Here is a 26,059-nt window from a genome sequence, read left to right as displayed (position 1 = left end):
CTGCGGACTCGGCGCTATGTTCTCACCGAGTTCGCTTTTGCTTTCAGGATGTAGGCGAAATTAACTGATGGGCTCGTACGGCAAATCAACGGTAAGCACCTAGCGAAGACACCTCCCTGATGGGTCAGGGGCGATGCCCTTTACGGCTTGTTAAATTATTCGAGGTGGTAATTCAACCAAATATGGTGCGTTCCATCGGTGTCAATTGTGATCCCTCCTGACCCTGATATCCCTTTCAAACCATCCGTACCACTGCCTCCAACTATGCAGAAAAACTCATCTGCACGATCAATTCCGGTAGTGGAGGCGGAATGAATGAAGTTAAAGGAACCCTCTACCCCATTCACCGTACCCTTGAAGCTCTCCATCGCGATGTAGCTGCCCCTTCTTGACGCTTGGTCGAACGCCGCAGTAAAGGCTGTTGAAGAAATACCATCGATAGCTCCTGTATAGGACTTTTCCATGGAGCTGATCGACACTGGTAAGCCTGTCGTAATTTCGGGCGTGGGAGTCAGGTCAGTTGGTTTGAAATTCTTGGCGGAAAAAGTGGCTCGCGCTTCCATTCGGATCAGTCCTGTTCCATATGAGTTGAGCGGTCATTCTAATGCAAGAGCACCCTCACGTTGAGGACGTCAGGCCGAGACCCAATGCTGTGGCAGCAGTTGGTCGATCTCACTCGCTCGCTGCGTCGGCAGGCGCGTCAGCACATCTTTGAGATACGCATAAGGATCATGCCCATTCATGCGGGCTGACTGGATCAAGCTCATGATCGCAGCTGCCCGCTTACCGCTGCGTAGCGACCCGGCGAACAACCAGTTCGAGCGTCCAAATGCCCACGGCCTTATCTGATTTTCGACAGCGTTATTATCTATGGGCACAGCCCCGTCCTCGAGATATCGAGTCAGTGCCGTCTAGCGTTTGAGGCTGTAATCCAGAGCTTTCGCGATAGCCAACCCTTCGGGCACAAGATCGCGCTGGGCCAACATCCAGGTATGCAGTGCGTCGATAATGGGGGCCGCTTTTTCCTGGCGTATTCGCCAGCGATTTTCGTCGGTCATTTCCCGCGCTTGCCGTTCAATTTCGTACAACCCGCCAATTGAGTGCAGCGCCTGCTCAGCCAGTTGGCTTTTATTCGTCGCGTGCAAATCGAAAAACTTGCGGCGGGCGTGGGCCAGGCAGCCGATTTCGGTGATGCCTTGCTGGAAGCTGGCTTTGTAGCCGGCAAAATCATCGCAAACCAGCTTGCCATTCCACTGACCAAGAAAGTTGCGTGCATGTTCGCCCGCACGGCTTGGGCTGAAGTCGTACACCACTGCTTGAGCGCCGAAAAAGGCGTAGTGCAGTAGGCCCAGACATAAGCGCGATGGGTTTTCTTCTCGCCCGGCGCGAGCATCTGCACCGGCGTTTCGTCAGCGTGGATCACGCCTTGAGCAAGCACTGTTTCGCGCAGTGCGTCGACCAAGGGTTGGAGCTGCACGCCAGTTTGGCCGACCCACTGCGCCAGTGTCGAGCGGGCGATGCCAGGCCGGCGCGGCCAAAGATTTTCTCTTGCCGATACAGCGGCAAATGGTCGGCGAACTTGGCTACCATCACGTGAGCCAGCAGCCCAGCGGTCGGGATGCCCTTGTCGATTACCTAGGCCGGAACCGGAGCCTGAGTCAGCGTTTCACATTTGCGGCAGACCCATTTCCTGCGCACATGCTGCTCGACGGTGAACACGCCCGGGATGTAATCCAGCTTCTCGCTGACGTCTTCGCCGATGCGCTGGAGCTGGCAACCGCAGGCGCACTGGGTGGGGTCGGGTTCGTGATAAATCACGGTACGCGGAAACTGTGCTGGCAAGGAAACACGCTTGGGCTGCTTGCGTGGTTCGGCCGGCGCAGCCAGCGGATTCAACGCCTTCAGTTCGGCTTCGATGGCCGCGATGTCGGTGTCGAGCAGGTCGTCGAGCAGGCAGCCTTGGGCAGGGCTCAGTTGCTCACTGCGCTTGGCAAACTTGTTACGTTTGAACCAGGCGATTTCGTGGGTGAGCTGCTCGATGATGGTTTGGTCGCGGTCGTTCTTCTTGCCCATCCGGTCGACTTGCTGCCCGAGAGAATCAACCTGGGACAGCAACTGCGCCGCGAGGGCACGCAGTTGGTCAGGGGACATTTGGTCGAGATTGGGCGATGAAGTCATGCCGCGAATTTTGCCAGAGCAAGCCGTTTGCGGCGATAGACCAATGGGCTAATGGCGGGCGTTAGAGCAGTGTGATTGCACCGCCAGCCCCAACGCGTTGCCAAGGCAGACCGAGCACCAAGGCCTGAAGTTGCTCTGTATCCAGTTCCACATCGCAGCCATTTCGAATACCGGGCCAGTGAAACTTGCCTTGGTTCAACCGGCGAGCAGCCAGCCAGACGCCAATCCCGTCATGCACCAGCACTTTCATACGAGTGGCGCGGCGGTTGGCGAACAGATAAGCACAGTGCGGCTTCGCCGCACCGAACACCGCGATCACTCTGGCCAACGCGGTCTCGGTGCCAGCGCGCATGTCCATCGGCTCGGTGACGAGCCAGATGGAGTCGATGCGGATCATCGCAGCAGGTCTCGAAGGAAAGCAGAACACCCCGCTGCATTTTCTGCCGGCCATACGCCTCAGACTGGGATAAATTCCTGGCGAGTTGGGAAGCAGAGATGCGGTACCTGGAGCAGCATAGGGTCGCAAGATATCAATGAAAAAGACTGAGCGGGTGAGGGCATGAGACAAGACGATGACACGGTGTACTGCGATATCCAGATGCCGCTAGCCCAGGGCCGAGAGCTTTTGGAGTTGGTAAATGCACTGCGAGAATCGAAAGCTCATCCGTTTCTCGACAAAGTCTTCGAGCACATGCAAGACGAACTCAGTACGTCCATCGATATCGTAGATCACCCGCCAACATGGGGGCCTTGGTGCGAGTAAGGCTCCTAATGGCGGTGAAACTTCAGTTTCTAATCAATCCGTGCTCGGCACTCCAGGGACATCCATGTTGATCTTGCGCCAAAAGGCTTCAGAGAAACTGTAAACCGAGAACGCAATCAGCCCCAAGGCCATCACAATCAAAATCAACCAACCAGCAGGTAGATTTTGGAGTGCGTCCAGTGATTCCTTCATACCAGGTGGATCCATGGCTTGATAAGTGGAACCGCTGATTGCCAGTAGCAACGCAATTTCTAAGAACACGACTCCACGGGCAATTAGTCCGAATCGTGATACAGGGCGGACATACCGCATGACGTCTTCGTCAGCTTCAAAATATTTCTCGAACGACGCCTTCCATCCCTTGATGATGTGAGCAACACCCACGCCAAGGGGAACGAGAGCGATCAGGTACACCAATAAATTCGAGTGATCCCAAGACAAAAAATGCGCTAGCCAGTCTTTGGTTTGCCCTCCGGAATCGCCCGAACTTTTAATACCGCTAATGAGTAGGCCCAACGCGAAAAACGCGAGAGCGCCGTTGACCATACCTCCCGCGAACAGACCTGCGCGAATTACCAAACCTTTGAATTTTTTGCCATGATGATCGACATCACGCGTTGCCTGAAGCACGCGCCATGCCGCAAACGCGAGCAGACCCGCCACCACAAGCCCAACCAGAAAATAGCCGAATGGCTGGCTCAGCAATGCTTCCAGGCTCTTGTGGCTGTCCTTCGGTTTTGTCGAGTCTTGTGCTGCGAGCAACGCGAAAATACCGATGATCAAATACAGCAATCCTCGAGCGGCGTAGCCTCCACGAGCGAGTATTACTAGGCTGTGTTGCGCGGACATTCGATGTATTCCCGAGATCTGATACAAGAGCAGACCCCTCTCGCCGGGCAGGGTTCTATATCAAGCCGGTGACTGCGGCGAATTCGTTACCCAAGACGACTGCCGACATAAAACATGAGTGCGTACGTCCATCGATTTCATGGAGAACCCACTAACGTGGAGGTTTATAGGTACCTAGGCTGTAGAGTTAGGTTTAGTCACCAAACATCTCGTTGAGCTCTGTATCAGCAAGCCCCAAGGATTTCATCGTGATGTTACCGGCGTCATTTTCACCAACGTGCCAGAGCGCAAATTTCGGAAGGTTTAGCCAGGCCGGTGGCTTCGCATCAACTGGATGCGCCGAGCGAGTTTCGTAGGTAGCTACACCGTCGATTATCGAGACCAGCGCTATACCGTGTGCTGTAGCGTACTTTATCGCTCCGGATTGAAACCCTGTGGTGGTGAACAACATACCTTTATGAGCGCCGACGGATCTCACCTTGTCGTGCAGCACCTGAACCAACTCTCGTTCGACCGCTTTGCGGTATTTTTTGCACTCAATGAGCACGAGAAATTCAGCACCTGCGAAAGCCCGGAATTTCGCCATCACGTCGATTTGGTAGGTCGAATCGTAAGCCTCAAGCTTCACGTCGTGAGTCACCTCCAGCGAGGTCAGCTCTCCACCTTGTTGAATGATCCAATCCCTGACTAAACACTCAAATTCGGTAGCTTCGATATGGAGATTGGTTTTCGCCATTGGTGGGTACATTCATCCATCCTCAAGGTGAGTTCTGGCCCGACTTAAACACTGTACCGTAGCGCTTGCTCTCCTCACAGTTCGGGAATCACCATGGCCCACGGAGGCGATGTCTCCGTGCCCCTCTAACGATGTGGAAGGAACCATGTTCACGGTACATTCCCTCGGTTAGCTCTTTCTCTAAATTCCGGGGGGCAGACACGCATAGTGACCGAGGCGCGGGGCTAGCCCAACCGAGGGCGTCGTCACCGACAGCGCGGTGTTGTGAGCGCAATTGACCAGATGTCATGACTACACCTAGAACAATCAGCCCGCTGGGCCTCCGCAATGTGCTGAGAGAAACCGCAATTTACGCAGCAATACAGGGCGGACGCAGGCGCAGTTTCAGACTCGGCACGATGCTCTAATGGCAAGACGGATAGCCCAGGGCGCAAATCTTTCTGTTCGAAAAAATAAAGGCTGATATCGCCGTCGGTCTCAACGAGACCAAGCCTTACTTGTCCAAGATGTTCAACACCTTGCTGTCGCAACTCCATCAACAATTCGTTGGATGAGATGTTCAGCGTTTCTAAAGACTTTAGCTCATAGAGACCGTCACGGATGACAGTTACCGGAAGCCCATCCATCCAGGCTTCGAATCTTTTGCTTTTGGTCATCACTAAGACAGTAAGCCGGTAGAGAAGCAGGAGCGTAAGAAATACTACGGCGACCGGCAGCAGCGGAACGTCATGGTAGAAGGACACATCTCCTGCGGCGGAGCCCAATGTCAAAATCACGACCAGCTCAAAAAGTGAAAGCTGTCTGATCCCTCGTCGACCGCTGGATTTCAAAAAAAGAAACACTGCGAGAAAAGCGAAGGTGGCCCGGAAACCCACCTCTAGCAAAAACGTTAAGGGAAATTCGTCTATGAGCATCCGCTGGATATCAAAAGGCGACATCGTGACCTCGATTTTATTGTGAGAATAGTCGACGGATCGATTCAACATTTGATTCCAAAAGCTGGTACCAGAGTATTCAGCGGGGAATCGAACTTTGCGGTGGGGCTGCGACGCGTAGCGGCTTTATCAAAGGCTCGCGCCATATCACGCGCTGCTACGTTGAGCTGGCTCGCCAGGTGACATCGGTAATGCCGTATTTTTCGGCTTGAGGTTTGGACACCATCTTCAGTGGCGGGCGTCCAGGCCTGGGAATGGGGGCTGCGCCCGCATCGCAACTAGCCCAGTGCCAGGCATCAGCGTTTTGCATCGCTTTGCTACGGATGATGAAGGACTTCGGCACACCATGAAGCTTGTAGTTGATGACGAATAGATTGTTTTCCATGACTTACTCCGTCTGCTCATTGTTAACGGAGTCATCGGGCGAGGAAAAATTCCAAAAATTCAGGGACTTCAGCACCGAATTGGCTTCATGAGCAGTAGTGTTGCAGACCTAGCGGGCTGAGCACCAACCATGTTCAGCCTGGCCTTACGATTTCGAAGCCTGGTTCAGCGTTTGCTAATCGGTTTATCGGGCTGCAAAAGCTCCGCCACTGCCGTCACCAATTCATCAAGTGACCAAGGTTTGTGCAGGTAAATAGTTTGAGCTGGCACTTTGGTGCTCTCGATCAGATAACCCGAGGTAAGTATCGCAGCGATGTGAGGCCACCTGCCTTTGACCATCTCTATGAACTCGATGCCTTGGACTTGTCCGGGGACGCCATAATCGGCAATCACTAAGGCGCATTCACCATGTGCTCCGAGCAGGTAGGTCAACGCATCATCCGCCGTAGCGAACGGGACAGTCTTAGCGCCCATCTCATCCATGATATCGGTCATGAGCGACTGCAGAGTTGGGTCGTCCTCAATGACGATGACCTCACCGCGAATCGGCAGAAAACCTTCCCAATTTACGTTCAAGCAATACCCCTTAACCAGAGAACCGACCGAACAGACGGGACGGTTGCATGAGTGTAAGCGAAAATATCGCGCACCTTAAAAGTGCTTGGAGAGCGCGGAACACCAGACTTCAGGTCGTGCCCCTACAGATGTCCTCGCAGCGTATTGGAGGAGCGCCTGGCGCCTCGATTATTCTAATCGGCTGCGTAAGCAACGAATTCAGACCCAATTGTGCGCTTAGGGCTACGGATGCTGCTCAGCAATCCCATGATCTAGATCAAGCAGTGCGCATTTTTTCGAACCTTCCCCCCGAGGTATCTATCGAAACTATGAAGCGGGTCAACGCGTCATCGAGACACAGACAATCACTCATTCGCAAAGTTAGCTGGGGCAGCTGAGTCAAATTGGAGGATGCAATAGCTAGCAACCAAGGATCGAGGAGCCTGGATCGGGCACGGCATCTTGACTTATATAATGCTGAGTCCTACCACAAATGAAAAAGGACGAGAGTTTTCGGTATAACACCGAGCCTTCTCGTCCTCGACACTTGTAGATAAATTTAGGTAGTCAAAACTGTAGCGCTGCTATCGGTTTCCGGCGAAGCGATGTAGCTATCGCCAGGTGTCAGGATGACTTTTCGGCAATCCTCTTCTTTCTTATCGAAGATTTTATATCCTTCGGCGGCCTGTTCCAGTGACATGCGATGGCTGATAATGACTTCCGGTGAGAGACGACCTGTCTCGATGTGGTCTAGGAGCTCAGGGAGGAAGCGATGCACATGGGTCTGCCCCATTTTGAAGGTCAGCCCCTTGTCGAATGCGTCACCGAAAAGAAAGCCATGAATGAACCCAGAATAGACGCCTGGTACGCTCACGACGCCCCCGCGTCTGACTGCTGCGATACACTGACGTAACGCTTTACCGCTGCTTCCCTCAAGCTTGAGTGTCGCGAGAACAGTTTCCGTCGTACTACCTTTTGCTTCAAACCCAACCGCATCCACCACGCCATCAACTCCCCGCATTCCTTTGGTTTGCCGAATGATCGTATCTGCAGGATCGTCGTCTTCATCGAAGTTGATCGGAATTACGCCATATGTTTTCTGCGCGTAAGCCAAGCGGTAAGGATGGTGATCGACCATAAAAATTTGGTCGGCACCGAGCATCCTTGCACAGGCCGCGCTCAACAATCCGACGGGGCCTGCACCATAGATGGCGATGCTTGAGCCGTTACCAATCCCTGCGTTCGTTACAGCCTGATAAGCAGTTGGAAGGATGTCTGAAAGGAAAAGAACCTTTTCATCCGACAGCGTCCCCGGCACTTTGAACGGCCCGGTGTTGGCTTTCGGTACTCGCACGTATTCGGCTTGCCCGCCAGGCACACCGCCATACATATGACTGAAGCCGAATAGTGCCGCTCCAGGTGGAATCGCCTTTTTATTTATGATCGCTCCACGCCCCGTATTTGTTGTTTCGCAGGCCGCGAACAGATCCATCGCGCAGAAGAAACAACTGCCGCAGGCGATTACAAAGGGAATCACCACACGGTCGCCCGGTTGCACTGCGGTCACTGCTGAGCCTGCCTCTTCAACGATCCCCATGAACTCATGGCCGAAGATATCGCCATGCTCGACAGTGGGAATCTTTCCCCTATAGAGATGCAGGTCAGATCCGCATATCGCCGTCGCGGTAACCCGAAGAATGATGTCATCACTTTCCTCGATAACCGGATCGGGAACCGTGTCGACTTTGACGCTGTGCGCGCCGTGATAGGTGAGTGCTCTCATGACGTCTTACCTACTTCAGCTCGATGGTAAGTGGGAGAGAAGGATCGAAGAAAGTAAGTTCAGACTGATATAGACGCAAATGACTAGCGGTCGCTTACGTAGGCACGCCCGTAATTTTTTTAAACCTATGGTGCGGAAGTAGGTCGACTGCTGGAGTCTGTAACCCAGGTAGTCGGAGGTGACATTTATGATCGGTGTTGTCATACCTGTGACCTTGGAGATTTGGTTCGCTCAAAGTACATGGAGCTTTACCAGTTCATCGAGAATCACCGGCACATCCACGGCGCCAATCTTGGCCTGAGTGCCGAGGCCTACCGGAATGCTGGTGGGTTCCAGCATCTCACTGCACACGAAGGCGTCCATTTTTGACGACCACAGATATCAATGACCAGCCTTCGTGAAGCTTAAGATTTGCTTCGTTGACTGACAGCGCTTCCATGACTTGGATAGGTCGGAAATATGCATTTCGTCTTACTAAGATCGTAAGGTTTAACCATTAGGCGTCGAGCATGAATAAGGGTTCCTTTATCGCTGCCTCGCTCAGCTGGATCATTCGCGATGGCGCCGGGTCTACATTGAGACCATCGCTTGAAGGGTGAACCAGTGAGCAAAATCATCAGCGCACATGATTTACAAATCGACCTTCAAGATGCGAACGAAGCCGGGTTATTCAAATGGCTGATCGCCAGTTTCCTGATGGGCAAGAGAATCCAGGGGCCGATTGCCGCAAAGGCGTATCAGGTTATCGTCGAGAAACACCATCGGGATACGCCGCACAAACTGGCGAGCTGCACCCACCGCCAGTTGGTCATGATGCTTGGTGAGGCGCACTACGTCCGTTACGACGAGACCACCGCGTCGCGGTTATTGGCATTGTCCAACAAGATGAATGCTGAATATCACGGCAAGGTCAGCAACATCGTCGCGGCAAGCGCAGATCTTAAGGCCTTCGAAAAACGACTATCTAAATTTGAGGGGATAGGGCCGAAAACCATCGAGATTTTTATGAGGGAAGCGGCTGCGGTGCTCTTCGGAACTTCCAACTAACACTCACTAACACTGCCTCCCCAGTTGCGTGCAGCCAGGAGAAATCATGACAACGCACAGGCTGACAGCGAAGGGCTTGCAGTTGAATGTTTCGATCTGCGGTCGAGGCTCTCCGCTGCTTTTACTCAATGGTTTGGGTGGTTTGATTCGTACCTTCGATCCGCTGCGCGATGAACTTGACGACTTCATGACCATCACGCTGGACGTGCCAGGAGTCGGTAGGTCGCAAATGCCCCGTTGGCCCATTCGCCTGCCACGCCACGCCGACGTGATTGCAGAGATGCTCCAGCAACTGGGGATCGACCAGGTCGATGTGTTCGGGGTGAGCTGGGGAGGTGCATTGGCTCAAGAATTCGCAATTCGTTACCCGAGCATGGTACGCAGGCTGATCCTCGCGGCGACCTCTCCCGGCCCAGTTCTATTGATGAAGCCTGCTGACGTTATGGATTTTTTCCGCAAGAGTAAAAAAGCCAAAATGCACAAGCAGGAAAGATTCGGCAATTCAATTCACACGCTGCTGCAGTTCGGTGTGACGAAAGGCATGCTCTCTGTTAATCCGCGAACCTACTTTTTCCAGCTCGCAGCGTTGATCGGATGGACAAGCGTGCTTCGGTTGTCCCGGCTGTCTCAAAGCACGCTGGTTCTTACCGGCGACCGCGATCCTTTAATACAGGCGTACAACGCCCATATCCTGCGCCGCACAATTCGACGTTCAGAACTTCGCCTTCTGAAGGGCGAGGGGCATTTCTTTGTGGTGACCAGCCCTAGACGAACTGCCGTCTTGATTCGCGAATTTCTTAGCCGGCAATATGACGATGAAGAGAAGGCCCCCGAGGGTCGCAAACCGAAACGCCAAGGCTAGCCTGGAGCGCACCTAGGTCAGTAAATCCGCTCGCTCACGTCGTTGTGAGGGGGATCACACGCAGTCGAAGGCAGCATTAGTTTCTTCGCCAAACCTTTCAAACTCTTCAGATCGACGATGGTTGTAGTGGTCAACTAATCCCGGACACGACGTTAAGTTTTTTCTCCGCCTGAGCTGGGGCCAGTCCGTTGTTGAATTGGTGCGGTCTAATCCAGTTGTACCGATGCATCAGGTAATGACTGATGTCGCAGTGCGCTTCTTGAGCTGTCATGTAGCCCACGGTCGGTATACATTCAGCTTTCAAGCTGCGAAACACACGCTCCATCGGCGCATTATCCCAACAGTTTCCACGACGGCTCATGCTTTGGCGCATGCGGTAACGCCAGAGCCGTTGGCGAAACTGGCGACTGCCATATTGGAGCCCTGATCCGAGTGAAACAGCAGCCCTTGAGGCCTGGCGGGCGTCTCTAGTTCACGCTGATACCAGTCGTTTAATCCAGTCCAGCAGCACACTGGGCAGCAACTCGGGTCTGTGCAACAAGGCATATTGCCGCGAGCCGAATACCGCTGGCAGGTAATTCGCCGCCTGGCGATCGATAGTCAAACAGAAGGGATAGATGCCTTGGAGCTTGGATTCGGTTACGGCCTGACGCATGTCTTCGACGCCGTAGCGGCCTTCATACTGGTCAACATCGTTGGGTTTGCCATCGGAGATCAGCAATAAGAGACGGTGCGTGGCAGCTTCGCGCATCAGCAACGTGCTGGCGTGGCGCAGGGCGGCGCCGGCCCGGGTGTAGCGTTCCGGTTCGAGAGCCGCAATGCGCCGACCGACTTCAAGGCTGTAACGCTCATCGAAGGTTTTCAGAGTTCGGATCGTGACCCGCTGCGGCCCTTCGCCGGAAAACGCCATCACACTATAGGGCTCGCCCAGGCTGTCTAGCGCCAGGCAGACCAGCAACAACGCTTCGCGCTCGACATCAATGACCCGACGATGGCAGGACAGCCAGCTGTCGGTGGAGCCGCTGACGTCGATCAGCAACATAATCGCCATGTCGCGACGGCCACGACGCTGGGTCTGATACAGCGCCTGCGGCATGCTCAGGCCAGCGCGGGCCTCGGCGCAAGCGTCGATATACGCTTCCAGATCGATTTCGTCTCCGTCCCATTGTTTGCGTAGCCTGACGCGTTGGGCCCGCAGACTTTCGAATTGCCGGCGAATGGCATCCAGCACCGGACGATGAGCATCAAGGGTTCGCTCGACCCATTGTTGCGGGCCTTCCCGAACAGGACACAGGTGCAGGGTCGCCCCCGGATCACGGTATACCTGGTGGTGATAATCCCATTCGGGATAGCTGATCACGTGGGTTGCGAGGTCCTGTGCGCGGTGTTGAAATCGGGGCCGTGGCGGGTCGAGGGACAGCAGCACTTCTTTCGGGCGACCTGCCGTCACCACCAGCCGGGCTTCGTTGAGTTCGGACAAAGACTCAGCGAAATCAGCCGCAGGGGTATCGGTATCCCGGTCGGTCGGGCGCTGCATGCCCATGGGGTCTTCGGCTTTTTCCAGCGGTTCGGCGGGTTGCACCATCCATAGGCCTTGTTCCTGATCGTCGTCCTCATCGGCACAGGCCTCGCGCGCAGTGGGCTGACGTGTGAGGCGGGCACTGCGTGGCAGGGCATCGTCGGTGTCGATTTCACCGGGCGAGGGCGACACTTCCTGACCCGCCGACGGTTCGCGCAGGTCGCCGGTCCAGGCATCAAGGAGAAGCCTGTCTGCGCCGAGCCCGTGAGATTCTTCGCAGAGGAGGAGACGTTGCGCGAGTGCTTCTGACAGTTGCAGCGAATCGGCGGTGTGGGTGGGGGTCGCCAACTCTTCCAGAGGCGCGCCGCATTCACTGTTTAGCAGTAAACGCAGGAAGTTTTCCAGGGGTTGTCGCTGGCTGGGAAAGGTGTGAAGCGGCGGACGGGTCGCCAGGGCATGCTGGCGCAAGTCATGGATCGAGGGCGCCAATCCCGGCAACAGGCGTATCAGATCCGCATCAGCCGCCCAAGCTTCGAGAAGTAGATAGACGCTGCGCTGCATCGGGTTGTCGAGGGCTGACAGGGTGTTTGCACTGCCTCGTTGGGCGCGCATCGCCTGTTGCAAGGCCAGGGCTCTATAGCGCTTCAGGGTGGGCGGATTCTCGCTGCTTCCCAAATCTTGCGGTAGCCATATAGTCACGCCATCGGTCGCTGGGACGGCCCTTTGCTGACACGGCTTTTCGTGACGCACAAAAAGCTTCTTCAGCAGCGTAGGGGGCGAGGGCGGTTGCGCGACGCGCAGCGAATAGTGGGTGTTGAACACTGCCTTGATCAGCAAGTCGAGGTGTTGGGCGACATCCCCAAGGGTGACGATTTTTTCAGTTTCCGAGGGGGGGCGGTGACGACGCCACAACGCCTGTGCATACACCGTCGCGTGGCGTGCAACATCGGTAATGAGGTCCTCGGCTTCGGCCATTTAGATAAATGTCAGGTCGACAAGGTCGCGCATGGCAGCGACCAGTACCGCATCGTCGGACAGCGGCGAGATCAACGCGACCCGACAAGCGATGGGCGCAGCAATGCCGCTGGTAATCAGTCGCGCAGTGGCAATCAACAGGCGGGTACTAGGGACCTCCGCCAGGCCCCGGTCCTGCAGGGCGCGTAGTCGCTGGGCGAGGGTGACCAGGGCGTGGGCGGTGGCGTAGTCGGTTCCACCTTCATGGACGACAATGGCGATTTCGCGCTCGGCCGGCGGGAAATCAAAATCCAGCGCCACAAAGCGCTGTCGAGTGCTCGGCTTCAAATCCTTGAGTATTCGTTGGTAGCCGGGGTTGTAGGACACCACCAATTGAAAGTGTGGCGAGGCTTCAACGATTTCGCCAATTTTGTCCAGGGGCAGAATGCGTCGGTGGTCGGTCAGCGGGTGCAGGACGACAATGGTGTCTTGCCGCGCTTCGACCACCTCGTCCAGATAACAGATAGCGCCTTCGCGCACCGCCCGGGTCAGAGGGCCTTCCGTCCAGTGGGTACCTTGGTGACCGATCAGGAAGCGCCCGACCAGGTCGCTGGCACTCAAGTCGTCATGGCAGGAAATAGTGATCAGCGGGCGCTCGAGACGCCAGGCCATGTGTTCGACAAAACGGGTCTTGCCACACCCGGTGGGTCCTTTGAGCATGACAGCCAGCTGCTGTGCATGGCATTGATGGAAGATCGCCACCTCGTCGCCGCTGGGCTGGTAATAGGGTTCTGCTTGCTGCAGCGCGGATTCTGCGGCCGACAGGTTCTGCTGCATTCGCGAACGATCCATCACAACGCTGCGCCCGACGCACGAGGCACCAGAACCGGATCTGCTTCATCGACATTGAATTGTGGCGCATGGCGGAAAAAATCGAAGATAAACAGCCCGACACCCAGGCTGAACATAGACGCCGTCGCCACCAGCATCAGGAAATGCACCTGAATCTTCAACTGCACATCCAGATAGCCCATGCCGAGAATGCGTTCCAGGTACACCTGAGCAATGCCCGCAGTGGCAAATGACAGGGTCATGCCGAACATCCCTCCCAACTGCAGCCAAAATGCCCAATAACCGATACTGCTTTCTTCCACGGGACGACGGGTCATGCCTGGAAGTGCGTAGGTGATCATCGCCAGGACTATCATGGCATAGGCCCCATAGAAGGCCGCATGGCCGTGCATTGCGGTAATCAGGGTGCCATGGGTCCATTTGTTGACGTCGGGGAAGGTATGAGCCAGACCGAGGAGGCCAGCTCCAAACATGGTGAACAGGGCGCTGCCCATGGTCCAGTGCAAGGCCAGTTTGTTGGGATGAGAGAGGCCGGAGCGGCGCATTGCGTTGTAGGCGTAGATCGCCATACCGACCAGCGCCATAGGCTCAAGTGCACTGAAGAAACCGCCCAATGGAAGCCAGTAATGGGGGACGCCGATCCAGTAATAATGGTGGGCGGTGCCAAGGATGCCGGCAATGAACACCAGGCCGACAATCACGTACAGCCACTTCTCCATGACCTCGCGATCAGCACCGGACAGTCTGATCAGCAGATAGGCCAGGAAGCCGCCCTGGATCATTTCCCAGACACCTTCGACCCACAGGTGAATCGTCCACCAGCGGTAGTAGATCGATACCACGTAGTTTTCATAGTGCAGCAGCGCCGGCAGATAAAGCACGGCGGCACTGGCCAGCCCCAACAAAAGAACGCCTTCGGTGGCAGTGAAGCGCCCGGCTTTCTTGATGGTCATGCCGATGTTGTAGAGAAACATCAGCATGCAGATCACGATCACAATCTTGTGCGGCAGCGGTTGTTCGAGCAATTTGTTCCCGGTGCCATAACCGAACAGATAGCCCAGTACGGCGGTGACGCCCATGGCCGTCCACAACCCGAGCTGGATATACGCCAGTTTGGTGCTGTGCAACTCGCCACGGGACTCGTCCGGCACCATCCAGTAGGTTGCCCCCATGAACCCGGTCAGCACCCAGACGATCAACAGATTGGTGTGTATCGCCTTGGTGACATCAAAGGGCAACACGTCCAGCAGGGGATCTGGTCCGAGGTATTTGGCCGCCGAGAGCAAGCCGAATACCAGTTGCAGACCGAATAGCGCCATGGCGACGGCGAAGTACCAGTAAGCGACGGATTGAGATCTGTAACGCATGGTCATCCCCTTTGATTACTGGAACGACGCCAGATAGGCGACCAGTTGATCGATCTGTTCGGGTGTTAGCGATTTGGCGAAGGTGTCCGGCATGAAAGACATACCATTGGCTGAATACATGTCGCCCGGATGCAGGTAGGCGCTTGGCGTGACGATGGACTCGCGGATGAAGCCTTCGACGTCCTTGGCCTTGCCCTTGTAGTCAGGCGAGGCAATGACCTGTTTGGCCCGAGCAGCCAACCCGGCCAGTGTTGGTCCGGCGAGATTGACCCCCGGTGCAATCGAATGACAAGCGCTGCACACCGGTGTGGCAGTGGTTCGAAACAGCGCCTCGCCCAGGGCGATAGGGTCTTCCTTGCCGGACACCGGGCGTGCGGCTGGTGGCTGGTTGCCACTGGCGACGTTCTGTTGCGCAACGGTGAGGTCCATGCCGGGAATCGACGTGCCGGTCACCAGGATCGGCCGCGGTGGCCAGCCTTGATTGTCGACCTTGCTCACCCAATCCATAAAGGCGATCAACGCCGCGATTTCTTCGTCGTTGAGTTTTAGGTTCGGCATCAACCGGCGATGACGTTGCTCGTCATAAAACTTTGAGGGGTCTTTGAGGAACGCGGTGAGATATGGGGTGCCGCGCTGCTGGGTGATTTTCGTAAGGTCCGGAGCGTAATACGCGCCTTCACCAAACAACGTATGGCAATTGATGCAATTGTATTCATGCCATACGTCCTTGCCGCGAGTGACTTCTGGCGTGATCTGTTGAGCGTTGGTCAATTTTGGAAACTGTCGGTGACTATCAACCGTCATGCCAAGAAACACAACGGCGGCGATGGCCGTCGATATCAGCGCGAACGAGCGTGTCTGGCGTTTGTTCATTGCGAACTCCCTAGACGCCGATACCCGTCCAATAGGTGATGCCGATAACGCTGGCATAAACGACCGCGCTGGCCATCAGCACGAGCACGGCATAGCTGACTATCTTCAAAGCTTTTTGCACGGCTGCATCCCGAGTAGAAAGTGCAGTTGGAAAGTTCTTGGAAAAGCGCTCTGCCGGTTGGGTATTATTAACGATACCAAGCGCTGCATATTTGAGTGTGGTGGTTCAAGTTGTGAGAATGAATGGTCTTGAGGGTAGTAGGCTTTGTATGGTTGTCAAGAAATTCTATAAAATTTTAACCAGTCGTAGTGACGGGTACATAGAAGAAATTGAAATAATCAGGTGAAGCAAATGATCAGCATATCTCTATTGAGGGCGGAGGCGCATGGCATTCAGTCATGATCAACCGTAAGCTCGATGGCGTCATGATATTTTGAGATCGGTATTTCGTCTCTTTTCATGATCCGGGATTCAAATTTCCGATCTAGATAGAGTCGATCGAGTAATCAAGGGCGGCGCAGCTCGAAACAGTCCGAACGGTGGGAATCCATTTAGGAATCTGATCAAACATCGAATGGTTAATGATAAATATCAAAAACGACTTAAAAAGGCCCGCAAGCGGGCCTAAAAAGGGGGGGGCTATTAGTCGCATGAAACTGTTCCGGCTTCTTACTCCTCAACTGCCACCAGTCGCGCACCTTTACGCGTGACCTGCTGCCCGACTTCAAATCTGGCATTGGGTGAGCGCACTGTACTCGTCTCACCTTGTGTGTTTTTTACTTGATAAGCGGTTTCAGATTTACCAATCCCTGTTTGCACCGCACTGCCTGCGAAAAAACCGCCAGCTGCGCCGACTAATGCACCAATCGGCCCCCCTACCGCGCCAACCATCATTCCGGTCAAGGCGCCGAAACCCTTGCCGGCAGTTGTGTCGGGGACTTCACGGATTATCTGGTCTGCCAGGCATAGCGGAGACAGTAGAGTACACAGGGTAAAACTGAGCGCGATTGAACGAGTCATGACATTGTCCCTTCGGGGTTTGCGTTAAGTTCAATACTCAATACACAAAACGGGCCAAGAATTTTATTCAACAATATCAATTAGTTAAGTAGTTGAATGGTCATTACGACCTAGTCCGGAAAGGGTCATAATGACAAAACGATAGTCAATATGACTTCTCGACTGGTGGCTTATTCGGCGGCAGCTTACGGGACAGACGGTGAAGCGCCGCTAATAGACCATCCACCTCCTGAGAATGTGCGACGCATCGGCGCGGGCAACAAGGGAGCAGCAGTAGAACTGCAATCATGGCGGCTACCGAGATTCCAGAGTTATCGGGTGCCGAATTAGTCTGCCTTAATATCCGAGCTCTTGCCTTGGAAAAGCTAGTAATCAAAGAGAAGGTAGTCCGCTACGATTCTGCGATGACAACGCCACCAGACGGCCTCCCACATAGGATCGCATCGCTGGTCCTGACTGAGTTCTTGCAAACGCAAAAAAGCCTGTTCAAATTCTTCGGACGATGCATGGTCGCCATAGTTATGAAAACTTTATCTGATCCAGAGTCCATTAGTGTGGGCGCGATTCGGATATGTAAGTTGCTGCAACTTGAATATTGGCTCGGTCCGACAATACCAAAAGGGCTAACTATGACAATGAACATCGACTCCGTTTACTGTCTCTTGGAAGGCTTAGGCGTAGGGTTAAACGCTTCACCATCAATTGATAGTCCGTCGCCTGAAATTGTATTTGCAGGGGGTTGGCTCGGAAATTTCGGTCATAGTCAATAAATAATCTATTCAAATCTTTATTTTAGACGAAAGGAGATAAAATCAGGCATGAATGCCCGTCAGGAGACGGTTTTGCAATGACGAAAATATATCGACCTGTTGGGGGATGATTATTGTCTACTGGATGGCCTTTCTTCCCTTAAATAAATATTGAACCACTGGTGCTGATAATTGGTTTGGCCCGTTTATAGAATATGATTGCTATTTCTGTGATTAAGGAGGAGTGTTGATCACATAATTTCAGTTAAGAGCGATTGAGCATAATCGTTACTCGACGGGTGTTTTTCAGAGGTCGATCGCTCAGCGAACCCATGCGTGCTTCCAAACTCCCAATGCCCGGTGTCCGGCGTCCATTTAATTATGGGCTGATCATTTTATTGTGCCTGGTGTTCGATGGTTTTTTCGGATTACAGGCGAAGGACTATGGCGGGCTCGAGCAGCAGCGTGTAGAAGCCATATTTCCCGGTAGCGATGGACTTTCCGAGCCTGACGGTGAGTTCAAGGTTCGCACCATCCGCACCGGCAAAGAGGTGCTCGGTTACGTGTTCCAGAGTCAGGACGTGGTGGATATTCCGGCTTACTCGGGCAAACCGATCAACATGCAGGTCATCCTCGATACCCACGGCGTCATCCAGGATGCCTATGTGCTGGAGCACCATGAGCCGATTCTGCTGATCGGCATTCCCGTGGAAAAGCTTCATGCCTTCGATGCCAAATACAAAGGGGTCAAGGCCGACCGAAGGGTGGTCGTTGGTCGGTCCAGTGATCTAGAGGCGGTGACCGTTGATGGGATTTCCGGCGCGACGGTGACCGTCATGGTGGTCAATGAGATCATCATGCGCGCCGCGCAAAAGGTCGCCGTATCGCTGAAGCTGATCGAGGACAGGGCCGGCGCAGCACAAAAGCCCGCCACTGTGCGCCAGGACTTTTACGAACCCGCCACCTGGGAGCAATTGACCGGTAACGGCGCGGTGCGCCGGTTGAACTTGACCCGTGGCCAGGTTGATGCCGCCTTCAAGGGCACCGAAGCCGAAGGTATCGACAACGCCGCCGCCGATCAAGTCGATGACACCTTTATTGAGCTGTACATCGCCGATTTGAACCCGCCAGCCATCGGTCGCAACCTGTTAGGCGACAATCAATACCGTTTCCTCATGCAGGATCTCAAGCCGGGCGAGCAGGCCGTCGCGGTGTTGGGCCGCGGCCTGTTCTCCTACAAGGGCTCGGGTTATGTGCGCGGCGGAATTTTCGATCGGGTGCAATTGCGCCAGTTCGGCAATGTCATCAGTTTCCGCGACATGGACCACCAGCGGCTCTCCGACGTGTTTGCCAAGGGCATGCCGGAATTCGATGAAATGTCGATTTTCATTGTGCGTGAACAGGCCCGGTTCGATCCGGGATCGCCCTGGTCGCTGGAATTGCTGGTACGTCGTCAGACAGGCGCAGTCAGCGGCGTGTTCAGTAGCTTCGAGCTGTCTTACCAGATGCCCGAGCAATACCTCCTGCGGCCACCGCCCACTGCCGAAGAACTGGCCGCCATCGAGGTTGCCAACCGGCCGACCTGGGTGAATATCTGGTACCAGAAAGCGTTTCAGATCGGGGTACTGTGCACGGCCCTTGCCGTGTTGATGGTGATTTTGTTCCTGCAGGACACCTTTACCAAATACCCACGCTTCCTCCACTGGCTGCGTCGGGTTTATCTGGTCTTCACCGTGGTCTTCATCGGCTGGTATGCCCTTGGGCAGATTTCGGTGGTCAATGTGCTGACGTTCGTCCATGCCCTGTTCGAGAACTTCCGCTGGGAACTGTTTCTCACGGACCCGATCATTTTCATCCTCTGGACCTTCACCGCCGCCAGCATCCTGCTCTGGGGCCGTGGTGTGTTCTGCGGCTGGCTGTGCCCGTTCGGCGCCTTGCAGGAGTTGATCAACGAAGCCGCGCGCAAGCTGAAGATTCCGCAATACGAGTTGCCGTTCGCGGTCCATGAGCGGTTGTGGGCGATCAAGTACATCATCCTGCTGCTGCTGTTCGGCATCTCTTTGGAGTCGATGACCACTGCCGAGCAATTTGCCGAGGTGGAACCGTTCAAGACCGCCATCACCCTTAAATTCGATCGCCAATGGTGGTTCGTGGCCTACGCGGTGGCGTTGTTGGTGATCAATATCTTTACCCGCAAGGTCTACTGCCGCTACGTCTGCCCCTTGGGCGCGGCGCTGGCGATTCCGACCAAGCTGCGGCTGTTCGACTGGCTAAAACGCCGAAAAGAGTGCGGTACCCCTTGCCAGCTCTGCGCCAAGGAATGCGAAATCCAGGCAATCCACCCGGACGGCCATATCAACGCCAACGAGTGTCACTACTGCCTCGATTGCCAGATGACCTATCACAACGAAAACAAATGCCCGCCACTGGTCATCAAGAACAAGCGCAAAACGCGGAACAAACCTGCGCCAGTGCTGGATCGCGAAGAGTTGATTCCTGTTGTGCAAGTGTTCGAGCCCTGAGCCACCTCGCTGCAAACGAGGTATCAAGACTCGAAGACCGAGCTTTTTCATATCTGCCCCCGATGGAGCAACACCCATGAGCGATAACAAGTCGAAAAGCGATCATGAAACCGTGAAAGCAAAGCAGGAGACGGAATCGACCGGCCTGAGCCGTCGCGGTTTCCTCGGCACGAGTGCCGTAGCCAGCGTCGCGTTGGCCGGCGCCACGGCCCTTGGTAGCGTGGTATTCACCCGTGAAACCTGGGCGGCAGCGGCCAAGGACGCGCAATCGAAGGTCCACGTGGGGCCGGGTGATCTGGATGATTACTATGGTTTCTGGAGTGGTGGCCACCAGGGCGAAGTGCGGATCATGGGCATCCCGTCGATGCGCGAGCTGTTGCGCATTCCGGTGTTCAACATCGATTCCGCCACCGGCTGGGGCCTGACTAACGAAAGCAAACGGATCATGGGCGACAGCGCCAAATTCCAGAACGGCGACTGCCACCACCCGCATCTGTCCATGACCGACGGCAAGTACGACGGCAAGTACCTATTTATCAACGACAAGGCCAACAGCCGGGTCGCGCGCATCCGCCTGGATGTCATGAAATGCGACAAGATGATCACTGTACCGAATGTGCAGGCCGTACACGGTTTGCGTCTCCAGAAAATGCCGCACACCAAATACGTGTTCGCCAACGCCGAATTCGTCATTCCTCACCCCAATGACGGCAGCACCTTCGACCTCCAGGACAAGAACAGCTACACCATGTTCAATGCCATTGATGCCGAGAAAATGGAGATGGCGTTCCAGGTCATCGTCGAGGGCAACCTGGACAACACCGATGCCGACTACACCGGCAAGTATGCGGCTTCGACTTGCTACAACTCGGAGAAGGCCTACGACTTGGGCGGCATGATGCGCAACGAGCGCGATTGGGTGGTGGTATTCAACATTCCGCGCATCGAGGCAGCGATCAAGGCCGGCAAGTTCATCACGCTGGGCGATTCGAAAGTGCCGGTGGTCGACGGTCGTAGAACCGAGGGCAAGGACAGCGCATTCACCCGTTATATCCCGGTGCCGAAGAACCCGCATGGCATCAATATGTCGCCCGACGGCAAGTATTTCATCGCCGCCGGCAAGCTTTCGCCGACCTGCACCATCATCGCCACCGCCAAGCTGGACGATCTGTTTGACGACAAACTCAAGGAGCCGCGTGACGCGGTGGTCGGCGAGCCAGAACTGGGTCTGGGTCCTCTGCACACCACCTTCGACGGTCGCGGTAACGCCTACACCACGCTGTTTATCGACAGCCAGGTGGTCAAGTGGAACATGGACGAAGCCGTTCGCGCCTACACCGGCGAGAAGGTCAATTACATCAAGCAAAAACTCGACGTGCAGTATCAGCCTGGCCACAACCATGCCTCGCTGACCGAAACCAGCGAGGCCGACGGCAAATGGCTGATGGTCCTGAGCAAATTCTCCAAGGACCGCTTCCTGCCGACTGGCCCGCTGCACCCGGAAAACGATCAGTTGATCGATATCTCCGGCGACGAGATGAAACTGGTGCACGACGGCCCGGCCTTCGCCGAACCTCACGACTGCGTCATGGCCCGTCGCGACCAGATCCGGACCAAAAAAATCTGGGATCGCAACGACCCGTTTTTCGCCGAAACTGTAGCGATTGCTGCCAAGGATGGGATCAAGCTGGAAACCGATAACAAGGTCATACGCGACGGCAAGAAAGTGCGGGTGTACATGACCTCGATGGCCCCGGCCTATGGTCTGCCGGAGTTCACCGTCAAACAGGGTGACGAGGTCACCGTGACCATCACCAACATCGACAAGATTGAAGACGTGACCCACGGTTTCGTCATGACCAACCATGGCGTGAGCATGGAGATCAGTCCGCAACAGACGGCCTCGATCACCTTCATCGCCGACAAGGCCGGCCTGCATTGGTACTACTGCAGCTGGTTCTGTCATGCGTTGCACATGGAAATGGTCGGCCGCATGCTGGTGGAGAAAGTCTGATCGTTGCCTATCGTCAGGAGCGCAGGCCAATGACCCCATTCAAGCCAACCCCGATGAAGGTCATTGTGCTGGCGTCGCTGTTGACAGGTGGCAGCGCGCTGGCGGCAGTACAACCCATCACCACGCTGCCGTTGAAGCTGGACGCCGAGCAACGCTGGCACCTGTCGGCGGGGGAATACCGCGGCTCGTTCAGTGTCGATCAATCGATGCAGATTATCTGTGAGCCGGGCGCGGTGATCCAGAGCGAGGGGCAGGGCAACGCTGTGTTCATCAGCGCTCCCGACGTGCGGATCGAGGGCTGCACATTGCTCGACTGGGGGCGCGACATGACGGCCATGAACTCAGCGATTTTCATCGGTCCCAAAGCCCGGGGTGCGGTGATACGCAACAACCGCATGAAAGGACCAGGCTTCGGCATCTGGGTGGATAGCACCCACGACGTCAGCCTGATTGACAACGATATCGAAGGCGATCCGAGCATTCGCTCCCAGGATCGCGGCAATGGGATTCATCTGTATGCCGTGCACGGCGCCAAGGTTATCGGTAATCACGTGCGACAGACCCGGGACGGGATCTACATCGATACCTCGAACGGCAACCTCCTGCAGGGCAATACTTTGGAGGACCTGCGCTATGGCGTGCACTACATGTACGCCAACGACAACCAGTTGCTCGGCAATACCACCCGCCGGACACGCACCGGTTATGCCTTGATGCAGAGCCGCAAGCTGACGGTGATTGGCAACCGTTCCGAGCAGGACGAGAGCTATGGCATCCTGATGAACTACATCACCTATTCCGAGCTGCGCGACAACTTCGTCAGCGACGTGCGCAGCGGTTCCGCCGATGGCGGTATGGTCAGCGGTGCCGAAGGCAAGGCGCTGTTTATCTACAACTCGCTGTTCAATGTCATCGAACACAACCACTTCGAGCGCAGTGCCGTGGGCATTCACCTCACCGCAGGCTCCGAAGACAACCGGATCGCCGACAACGCCTTCGTCGACAATCAGCAGCAAGTCAAATACGTCGCCACCCGCTTGCAGGAATGGTCGGCCGAGGGGCGGGGCAATTACTGGAGCGATTACCTGGGTTGGGATCGCAATAACGATGCGGTGGGCGACGTGATCTACGAACCCAACGACAACGTCGACCGTCTGCTGTGGCTGTATCCGCAGGTCCGTCTGTTGATGAATAGCCCGAGCATTCAATTATTGCGTTGGGTTCAAAGCAGTTTCCCCGTGACGAAATCACCGGGGGTAAAAGACAGTTTCCCCCTGATGAACCTTCCGACGATGCCCCAAACACAGCGGCCGACCTTATGATCGCCGTCGAAATCGATGGGGTCAGCCAGCGTTACGGCAGCATGACCGTGCTGCACGATCTGACTCTGAGTCTGGGCGAAGGCGAGGTGCTGGGTTTGTTTGGCCACAACGGTGCGGGCAAGACCACGGTGATGAAATTGATCCTTGGCCTGCTCAAGGCCAGCGCCGGCCAGGTGCACGTACTCGGCTGCCGACCCGCACAAGCCGACGTGCGTCGCCAACTCGGTTACCTGCCGGAAAACGTGACGTTCTACCCGCAGCTCAGTGGCCGCGAAACTCTGCGGTATTTCGCCCGCCTCAAAGGAGCCGCCTTGAAGCAAGTGGACGAATTGCTCGAGCAGGTCGGGCTTGCGGGGGCCGCAGACCGTCGGGTGAAAACCTATTCCAAGGGCATGCGCCAGCGCCTGGGCCTGGCTCAGGCGGTGCTCGGCGAGCCGCGCCTGTTGCTGTTGGACGAACCCACGGTGGGGCTGGACCCTATCGCCACCCAAGAACTTTACCTGTTGATCGACCGTCTGCGCCAACAGGGCGCGAGCATCATCCTCTGTTCCCATGTGTTGGCAGGTGTCGAAGCGCATATCAACCGTGCGGCCATCCTGGCCAATGGCTGCTTACAGGCGATCGGGAGTCTGTCCAGACTGCGTGAAGACGCCGACTTGCCGGCGCGGATCCGGGCCAGTGGTCTTTGCCGACGCGAGCAATGGTTGCAGCGCTGGAATGCCGCCGGGCACACCGCCACAGCGGTGGGCGGCAACGGGATCGAGGTGTTGGCTGTCAATGGCTACAAAGTTGATCTACTACGCCAGTTGTTCCACGAGGATCAACCGCAGGACATCGAGATACTGCAACCGTCCCTCGAAGACCTCTATGGCTACTACATGAGTCGTGCGACCACCGGCACAGAAGGCACCCAGCCATGATGCAGATCTGGAGTATCGCCGGTAAAGAGTTCAGCGACGGGCTGCGCAATCGCTGGCTACTGGCAATCAGCCTGTTGTTCGCCATTCTGGCGGTGGGTATCGCCTGGCTCGGTGCGGCGGCTTCCGGGCAAGTGGGCTTCACTTCCATTCCGTCCACCATCGCCAGCCTCGCCAGCCTGGCGACGTTCCTGGTGCCGCTGATTGCCTTGCTATTGGCCTATGACGCGATCGTCGGCGAGGACGAGGGCGGGACGCTGATGCTGTTGCTGACCTACCCCTTGGGGCGTGGACAAATCCTGTTGGGCAAGTTTGTCGGTCACGGTCTGATCCTGGCGCTGGCCACGCTGATCGGATTTGGCTGTGCCGCCGTGGCCATTGCCTTGCTAGTCGATGATGTCGAGTTGGGAATGCTGTTCTGGGCCTTCGGTCGCTTCATGGTCTCCTCCACGCTGCTGGGCTGGGTGTTCCTGGCGCTGGCTTACGTGCTGAGCAGCAAGGCCAGCGAAAAATCCAGCGCAGCCGGAATGGCGCTGGGGGTGTGGTTCCTCTTCGTGTTGGTGTTTGACTTGGTGCTGCTGGCGTTGCTGGTCCTCAGTAAAGGCCGGTTCAACCCGGACCTGTTGCCCTGGTTATTGCTGCTCAACCCGACTGACGTCTATCGCTTGATCAACCTTTCCGGTTTCGAGGGCAGCGGCAATGCCGTCGGCCTTATGGCGTTGAGCAGTGATCTGCCGGTGCCGGGTTTAATGTTGTGGGGCTGCCTGCTGCTGTGGGTCGGCGTTCTGTTGCTGTTGGCTTACTGGATGTTTCGCCGTCGGCTGACCTGATTTTCCAAGCTCGGGAGATTCAAATGAACACTTTGTACCTAACCGGGGCCCGTGTCCTGGTCGTCATCATTACCAGTTTGGTATTGGCGGCGTGCAACGATCGCGCAGAGGAAAAGCAAACCCTTGGACCCGTGGCCTACCATCAGAGTGACGAGTGTCATGTCTGCGGGATGGTCATCACCGACTTTCCGGGCCCCAAAGGTCAGGTCGTGGAAAAGGGCACAATCAAGAAATTTTGCTCCACTGCGGAAATGCTCGGATGGTGGCTTCAACCGGAGAATCACCACACTGGGGCAAAATTGTATGTGCACGACATGGGGAAAAGTGCATGGGAGAAACCCGACGACCATTTTCTGATTGATGCAACCCAAGCCTACTATGTCGTCGGCACTCAGCTTAAAGGTTCCATGGGTGTAGTTCTGGCATCATTTTCCGAGGAGGCCACCGCACGCAATCTGGCCAGCGAGCAGGGCGGCAGGGTGTTGCGTTTTGAGGATATCGATCTGGCGCTTTTACAGCAAACCCCGACAATGTAGCTGAGCGACCCGGTTCGCAGAAGAGAGCGGGCTCGCTTCTGCGGTGTGGGTGTTTTTTATTGGGCTCTCTTACTTCAGCGTCAGGATCCAGTCGGCCAAGGTCTTCGCTTCTTCGTCGGTCACCTGGTTGGCCGGCATTGCGATTGGCCCCCATTTGCCCGTACTGCCTTCTTTGATGCTCTTGACCAGGGTTGCCGATGCGTCGGCTTGGCCAGCGTATTTGGCCGCCACTTCCTTGTAACCTGGACCGACCATTTTGGCGTCGACCATATGGCAGGCAACACAGGTTTTGCTCTTGAAGAGCGCCTCGCCATCAACGGCTTGAGCTGACTGCAACGTCAGCGCGGCACCCAGGGCCAGCAGTGGAACAAGAATCCTTTTCATCAGTGTTACCTCAGACTACGAAGCAGATTCGAAACGACCCGCTTCCGGTTTATTCAACAGGCATCGCATTGAATATTATTAGGGTGAATTTACCGGTACTCACATTC

23 protein-coding genes and 4 pseudogenes are annotated in these 26,059 nt (G+C 55.6%); 10 read left to right on the top strand and 17 right to left on the bottom strand.

Annotated elements, in window-relative coordinates:
- Nucleotides 1-155 precede the first annotated feature (155 nt).
- From LOY70_RS19190 to tnpB, 3 genes and pseudogenes are all read right to left on the bottom strand, one after another.
- The gene (locus LOY70_RS19190; RefSeq protein WP_265028914.1) at nt 156-563 is read right to left on the bottom strand and encodes a DUF3224 domain-containing protein; all 408 of its coding nucleotides are present in this window, start codon (nt 561-563) and stop codon (nt 156-158) included.
- Nucleotides 564-632: 69 nt separating this feature from the next.
- A pseudogene (tnpC, locus tag LOY70_RS19185) lies at nt 633-2,178 on the bottom strand (IS66 family transposase).
- 61 nt (nt 2,179-2,239) lie between these two features.
- On the bottom strand, nt 2,240-2,575 hold the full coding sequence (gene tnpB, locus LOY70_RS19180; protein ID WP_265028913.1) for an IS66 family insertion sequence element accessory protein TnpB: 336 nt from the start codon (nt 2,573-2,575) through the stop codon (nt 2,240-2,242).
- 162 nt (nt 2,576-2,737) lie between these two features.
- Here tnpB and LOY70_RS19175 point away from each other — a divergent pair, with 162 nt between their 5' ends.
- The gene (locus tag LOY70_RS19175) at nt 2,738-2,941 is read left to right on the top strand and encodes a hypothetical protein (RefSeq protein WP_265028912.1); all 204 of its coding nucleotides are present in this window, start codon (nt 2,738-2,740) and stop codon (nt 2,939-2,941) included.
- 33 nt (nt 2,942-2,974) lie between these two features.
- On the opposite strand, the gene LOY70_RS19170 is transcribed toward LOY70_RS19175, so the two are convergent.
- From LOY70_RS19170 to LOY70_RS19145, 6 genes are all read right to left on the bottom strand, one after another.
- Nucleotides 2,975-3,790, bottom strand: coding sequence for a DUF1206 domain-containing protein (locus LOY70_RS19170; protein ID WP_265028911.1), 816 nt, complete (start codon nt 3,788-3,790; stop codon nt 2,975-2,977).
- 193 nt (nt 3,791-3,983) lie between these two features.
- Nucleotides 3,984-4,538 carry a restriction endonuclease gene (locus tag LOY70_RS19165; RefSeq protein WP_265028910.1) on the bottom strand — a complete coding sequence of 185 codons (555 nt, stop codon included), beginning with the start codon at nt 4,536-4,538 and terminating at the stop codon, nt 3,984-3,986.
- A gap of 233 nt (nt 4,539-4,771) precedes the next feature.
- Nucleotides 4,772-5,464, bottom strand: a complete 693-nt coding sequence (locus tag LOY70_RS19160; RefSeq protein ID WP_265028909.1) for a DUF421 domain-containing protein — start codon at nt 5,462-5,464, stop codon at nt 4,772-4,774.
- A 154-nt stretch (nt 5,465-5,618) separates the two neighbouring features.
- Entirely contained in the window at nt 5,619-5,846 is a 228-nt protein-coding gene (locus tag LOY70_RS19155; RefSeq protein ID WP_265028908.1) for a DUF6555 family protein, read from the bottom strand.
- 164 nt (nt 5,847-6,010) lie between these two features.
- Nucleotides 6,011-6,421: a response regulator gene (locus LOY70_RS19150; protein ID WP_265028907.1), complete on the bottom strand. Its 411-nt coding sequence runs from the start codon at nt 6,419-6,421 to the stop codon at nt 6,011-6,013.
- Nucleotides 6,422-6,959: 538 nt separating this feature from the next.
- A complete protein-coding gene (locus LOY70_RS19145) occupies nt 6,960-8,183 on the bottom strand; it encodes a zinc-dependent alcohol dehydrogenase (protein ID WP_265028906.1) in 1,224 nt (407 codons plus the stop codon).
- Nucleotides 8,184-8,432: 249 nt separating this feature from the next.
- Between LOY70_RS19145 and LOY70_RS19140 the strand changes: the two are divergent.
- The 3 genes and pseudogenes from LOY70_RS19140 to LOY70_RS19130 form a co-directional block, all read left to right on the top strand.
- Nucleotides 8,433-8,546 (top strand): annotated as a pseudogene (locus LOY70_RS19140) (glycosyltransferase family 2 protein); the annotation flags it as partial.
- Between the two features lie 240 nt (nt 8,547-8,786).
- Entirely contained in the window at nt 8,787-9,230 is a 444-nt protein-coding gene (locus tag LOY70_RS19135) for a DNA methylase (protein ID WP_265028905.1), read from the top strand.
- 46 nt (nt 9,231-9,276) lie between these two features.
- On the top strand, nt 9,277-10,092 hold the full coding sequence (locus LOY70_RS19130; protein WP_265028904.1) for an alpha/beta fold hydrolase: 816 nt from the start codon (nt 9,277-9,279) through the stop codon (nt 10,090-10,092).
- A 130-nt stretch (nt 10,093-10,222) separates the two neighbouring features.
- Here the strand turns inward: LOY70_RS19130 and LOY70_RS19125 are convergent.
- The 7 genes and pseudogenes from LOY70_RS19125 to LOY70_RS19095 form a co-directional block, all read right to left on the bottom strand.
- A pseudogene (locus LOY70_RS19125) lies at nt 10,223-10,545 on the bottom strand (integrase core domain-containing protein); the annotation flags it as partial.
- 19 nt (nt 10,546-10,564) lie between these two features.
- A complete protein-coding gene (locus LOY70_RS19120; protein ID WP_265028903.1) occupies nt 10,565-12,586 on the bottom strand; it encodes a nitric oxide reductase activation protein NorD in 2,022 nt (673 codons plus the stop codon).
- Nucleotides 12,587-13,402 carry a CbbQ/NirQ/NorQ/GpvN family protein gene (locus tag LOY70_RS19115; protein ID WP_320110191.1) on the bottom strand — a complete coding sequence of 272 codons (816 nt, stop codon included), beginning with the start codon at nt 13,400-13,402 and terminating at the stop codon, nt 12,587-12,589. It abuts the gene before it with no gap.
- Nucleotides 13,403-13,416: 14 nt separating this feature from the next.
- A complete protein-coding gene (locus LOY70_RS19110) occupies nt 13,417-14,784 on the bottom strand; it encodes a cbb3-type cytochrome c oxidase subunit I (RefSeq protein WP_013692871.1) in 1,368 nt (455 codons plus the stop codon).
- A 15-nt stretch (nt 14,785-14,799) separates the two neighbouring features.
- Nucleotides 14,800-15,657, bottom strand: a complete 858-nt coding sequence (locus tag LOY70_RS19105) for a c-type cytochrome (protein ID WP_230147165.1) — start codon at nt 15,655-15,657, stop codon at nt 14,800-14,802.
- A gap of 670 nt (nt 15,658-16,327) precedes the next feature.
- Complete coding sequence (locus LOY70_RS19100) at nt 16,328-16,678, bottom strand: hypothetical protein (RefSeq protein ID WP_034114485.1); 351 nt, start codon at nt 16,676-16,678, stop codon at nt 16,328-16,330.
- 365 nt (nt 16,679-17,043) lie between these two features.
- A pseudogene (locus LOY70_RS19095) lies at nt 17,044-17,196 on the bottom strand (DUF488 family protein); the annotation flags it as partial.
- A 563-nt stretch (nt 17,197-17,759) separates the two neighbouring features.
- Between LOY70_RS19095 and nosR the strand changes: the two are divergent.
- The 6 genes from nosR (at nt 17,760) to LOY70_RS19065 (ending at nt 25,568) form a co-directional block, all read left to right on the top strand.
- Nucleotides 17,760-19,949: a transcriptional regulator NosR gene (gene nosR, locus LOY70_RS19090; RefSeq protein ID WP_265028902.1), complete on the top strand. Its 2,190-nt coding sequence runs from the start codon at nt 17,760-17,762 to the stop codon at nt 19,947-19,949.
- Nucleotides 19,950-20,025: 76 nt separating this feature from the next.
- On the top strand, nt 20,026-21,963 hold the full coding sequence (gene nosZ, locus LOY70_RS19085) for a TAT-dependent nitrous-oxide reductase (protein ID WP_265028901.1): 1,938 nt from the start codon (nt 20,026-20,028) through the stop codon (nt 21,961-21,963).
- Nucleotides 21,964-21,992: 29 nt separating this feature from the next.
- On the top strand, nt 21,993-23,285 hold the full coding sequence (locus LOY70_RS19080) for a nitrous oxide reductase family maturation protein NosD (protein WP_265028900.1): 1,293 nt from the start codon (nt 21,993-21,995) through the stop codon (nt 23,283-23,285).
- Nucleotides 23,282-24,205, top strand: coding sequence for an ABC transporter ATP-binding protein (locus LOY70_RS19075; RefSeq protein WP_265028899.1), 924 nt, complete (start codon nt 23,282-23,284; stop codon nt 24,203-24,205). Before LOY70_RS19080 ends, LOY70_RS19075 begins: the two co-directional genes overlap by 4 nt.
- Complete coding sequence (locus LOY70_RS19070; protein ID WP_265028898.1) at nt 24,202-25,032, top strand: ABC transporter permease; 831 nt, start codon at nt 24,202-24,204, stop codon at nt 25,030-25,032. The genes LOY70_RS19075 and LOY70_RS19070 overlap by 4 nt, the downstream gene beginning before the upstream one ends.
- A 23-nt stretch (nt 25,033-25,055) precedes the next feature.
- Nucleotides 25,056-25,568, top strand: coding sequence for a nitrous oxide reductase accessory protein NosL (locus LOY70_RS19065; protein ID WP_265028897.1), 513 nt, complete (start codon nt 25,056-25,058; stop codon nt 25,566-25,568).
- Between the two features lie 69 nt (nt 25,569-25,637).
- Here LOY70_RS19065 and LOY70_RS19060 read toward each other — a convergent pair whose 3' ends face one another.
- On the bottom strand, nt 25,638-25,952 hold the full coding sequence (locus tag LOY70_RS19060) for a c-type cytochrome (protein ID WP_265028896.1): 315 nt from the start codon (nt 25,950-25,952) through the stop codon (nt 25,638-25,640).
- Nucleotides 25,953-26,059: the final 107 nt, after the last annotated feature.

Source organism: Pseudomonas sp. B21-054 (assembly GCF_026016345.1).
Lineage (GTDB): Bacteria > Pseudomonadota > Gammaproteobacteria > Pseudomonadales > Pseudomonadaceae > Aquipseudomonas.
Note: the sequence above shows the minus strand (reverse complement) of the source record. Positions and strands in the feature narration are given on the sequence as shown.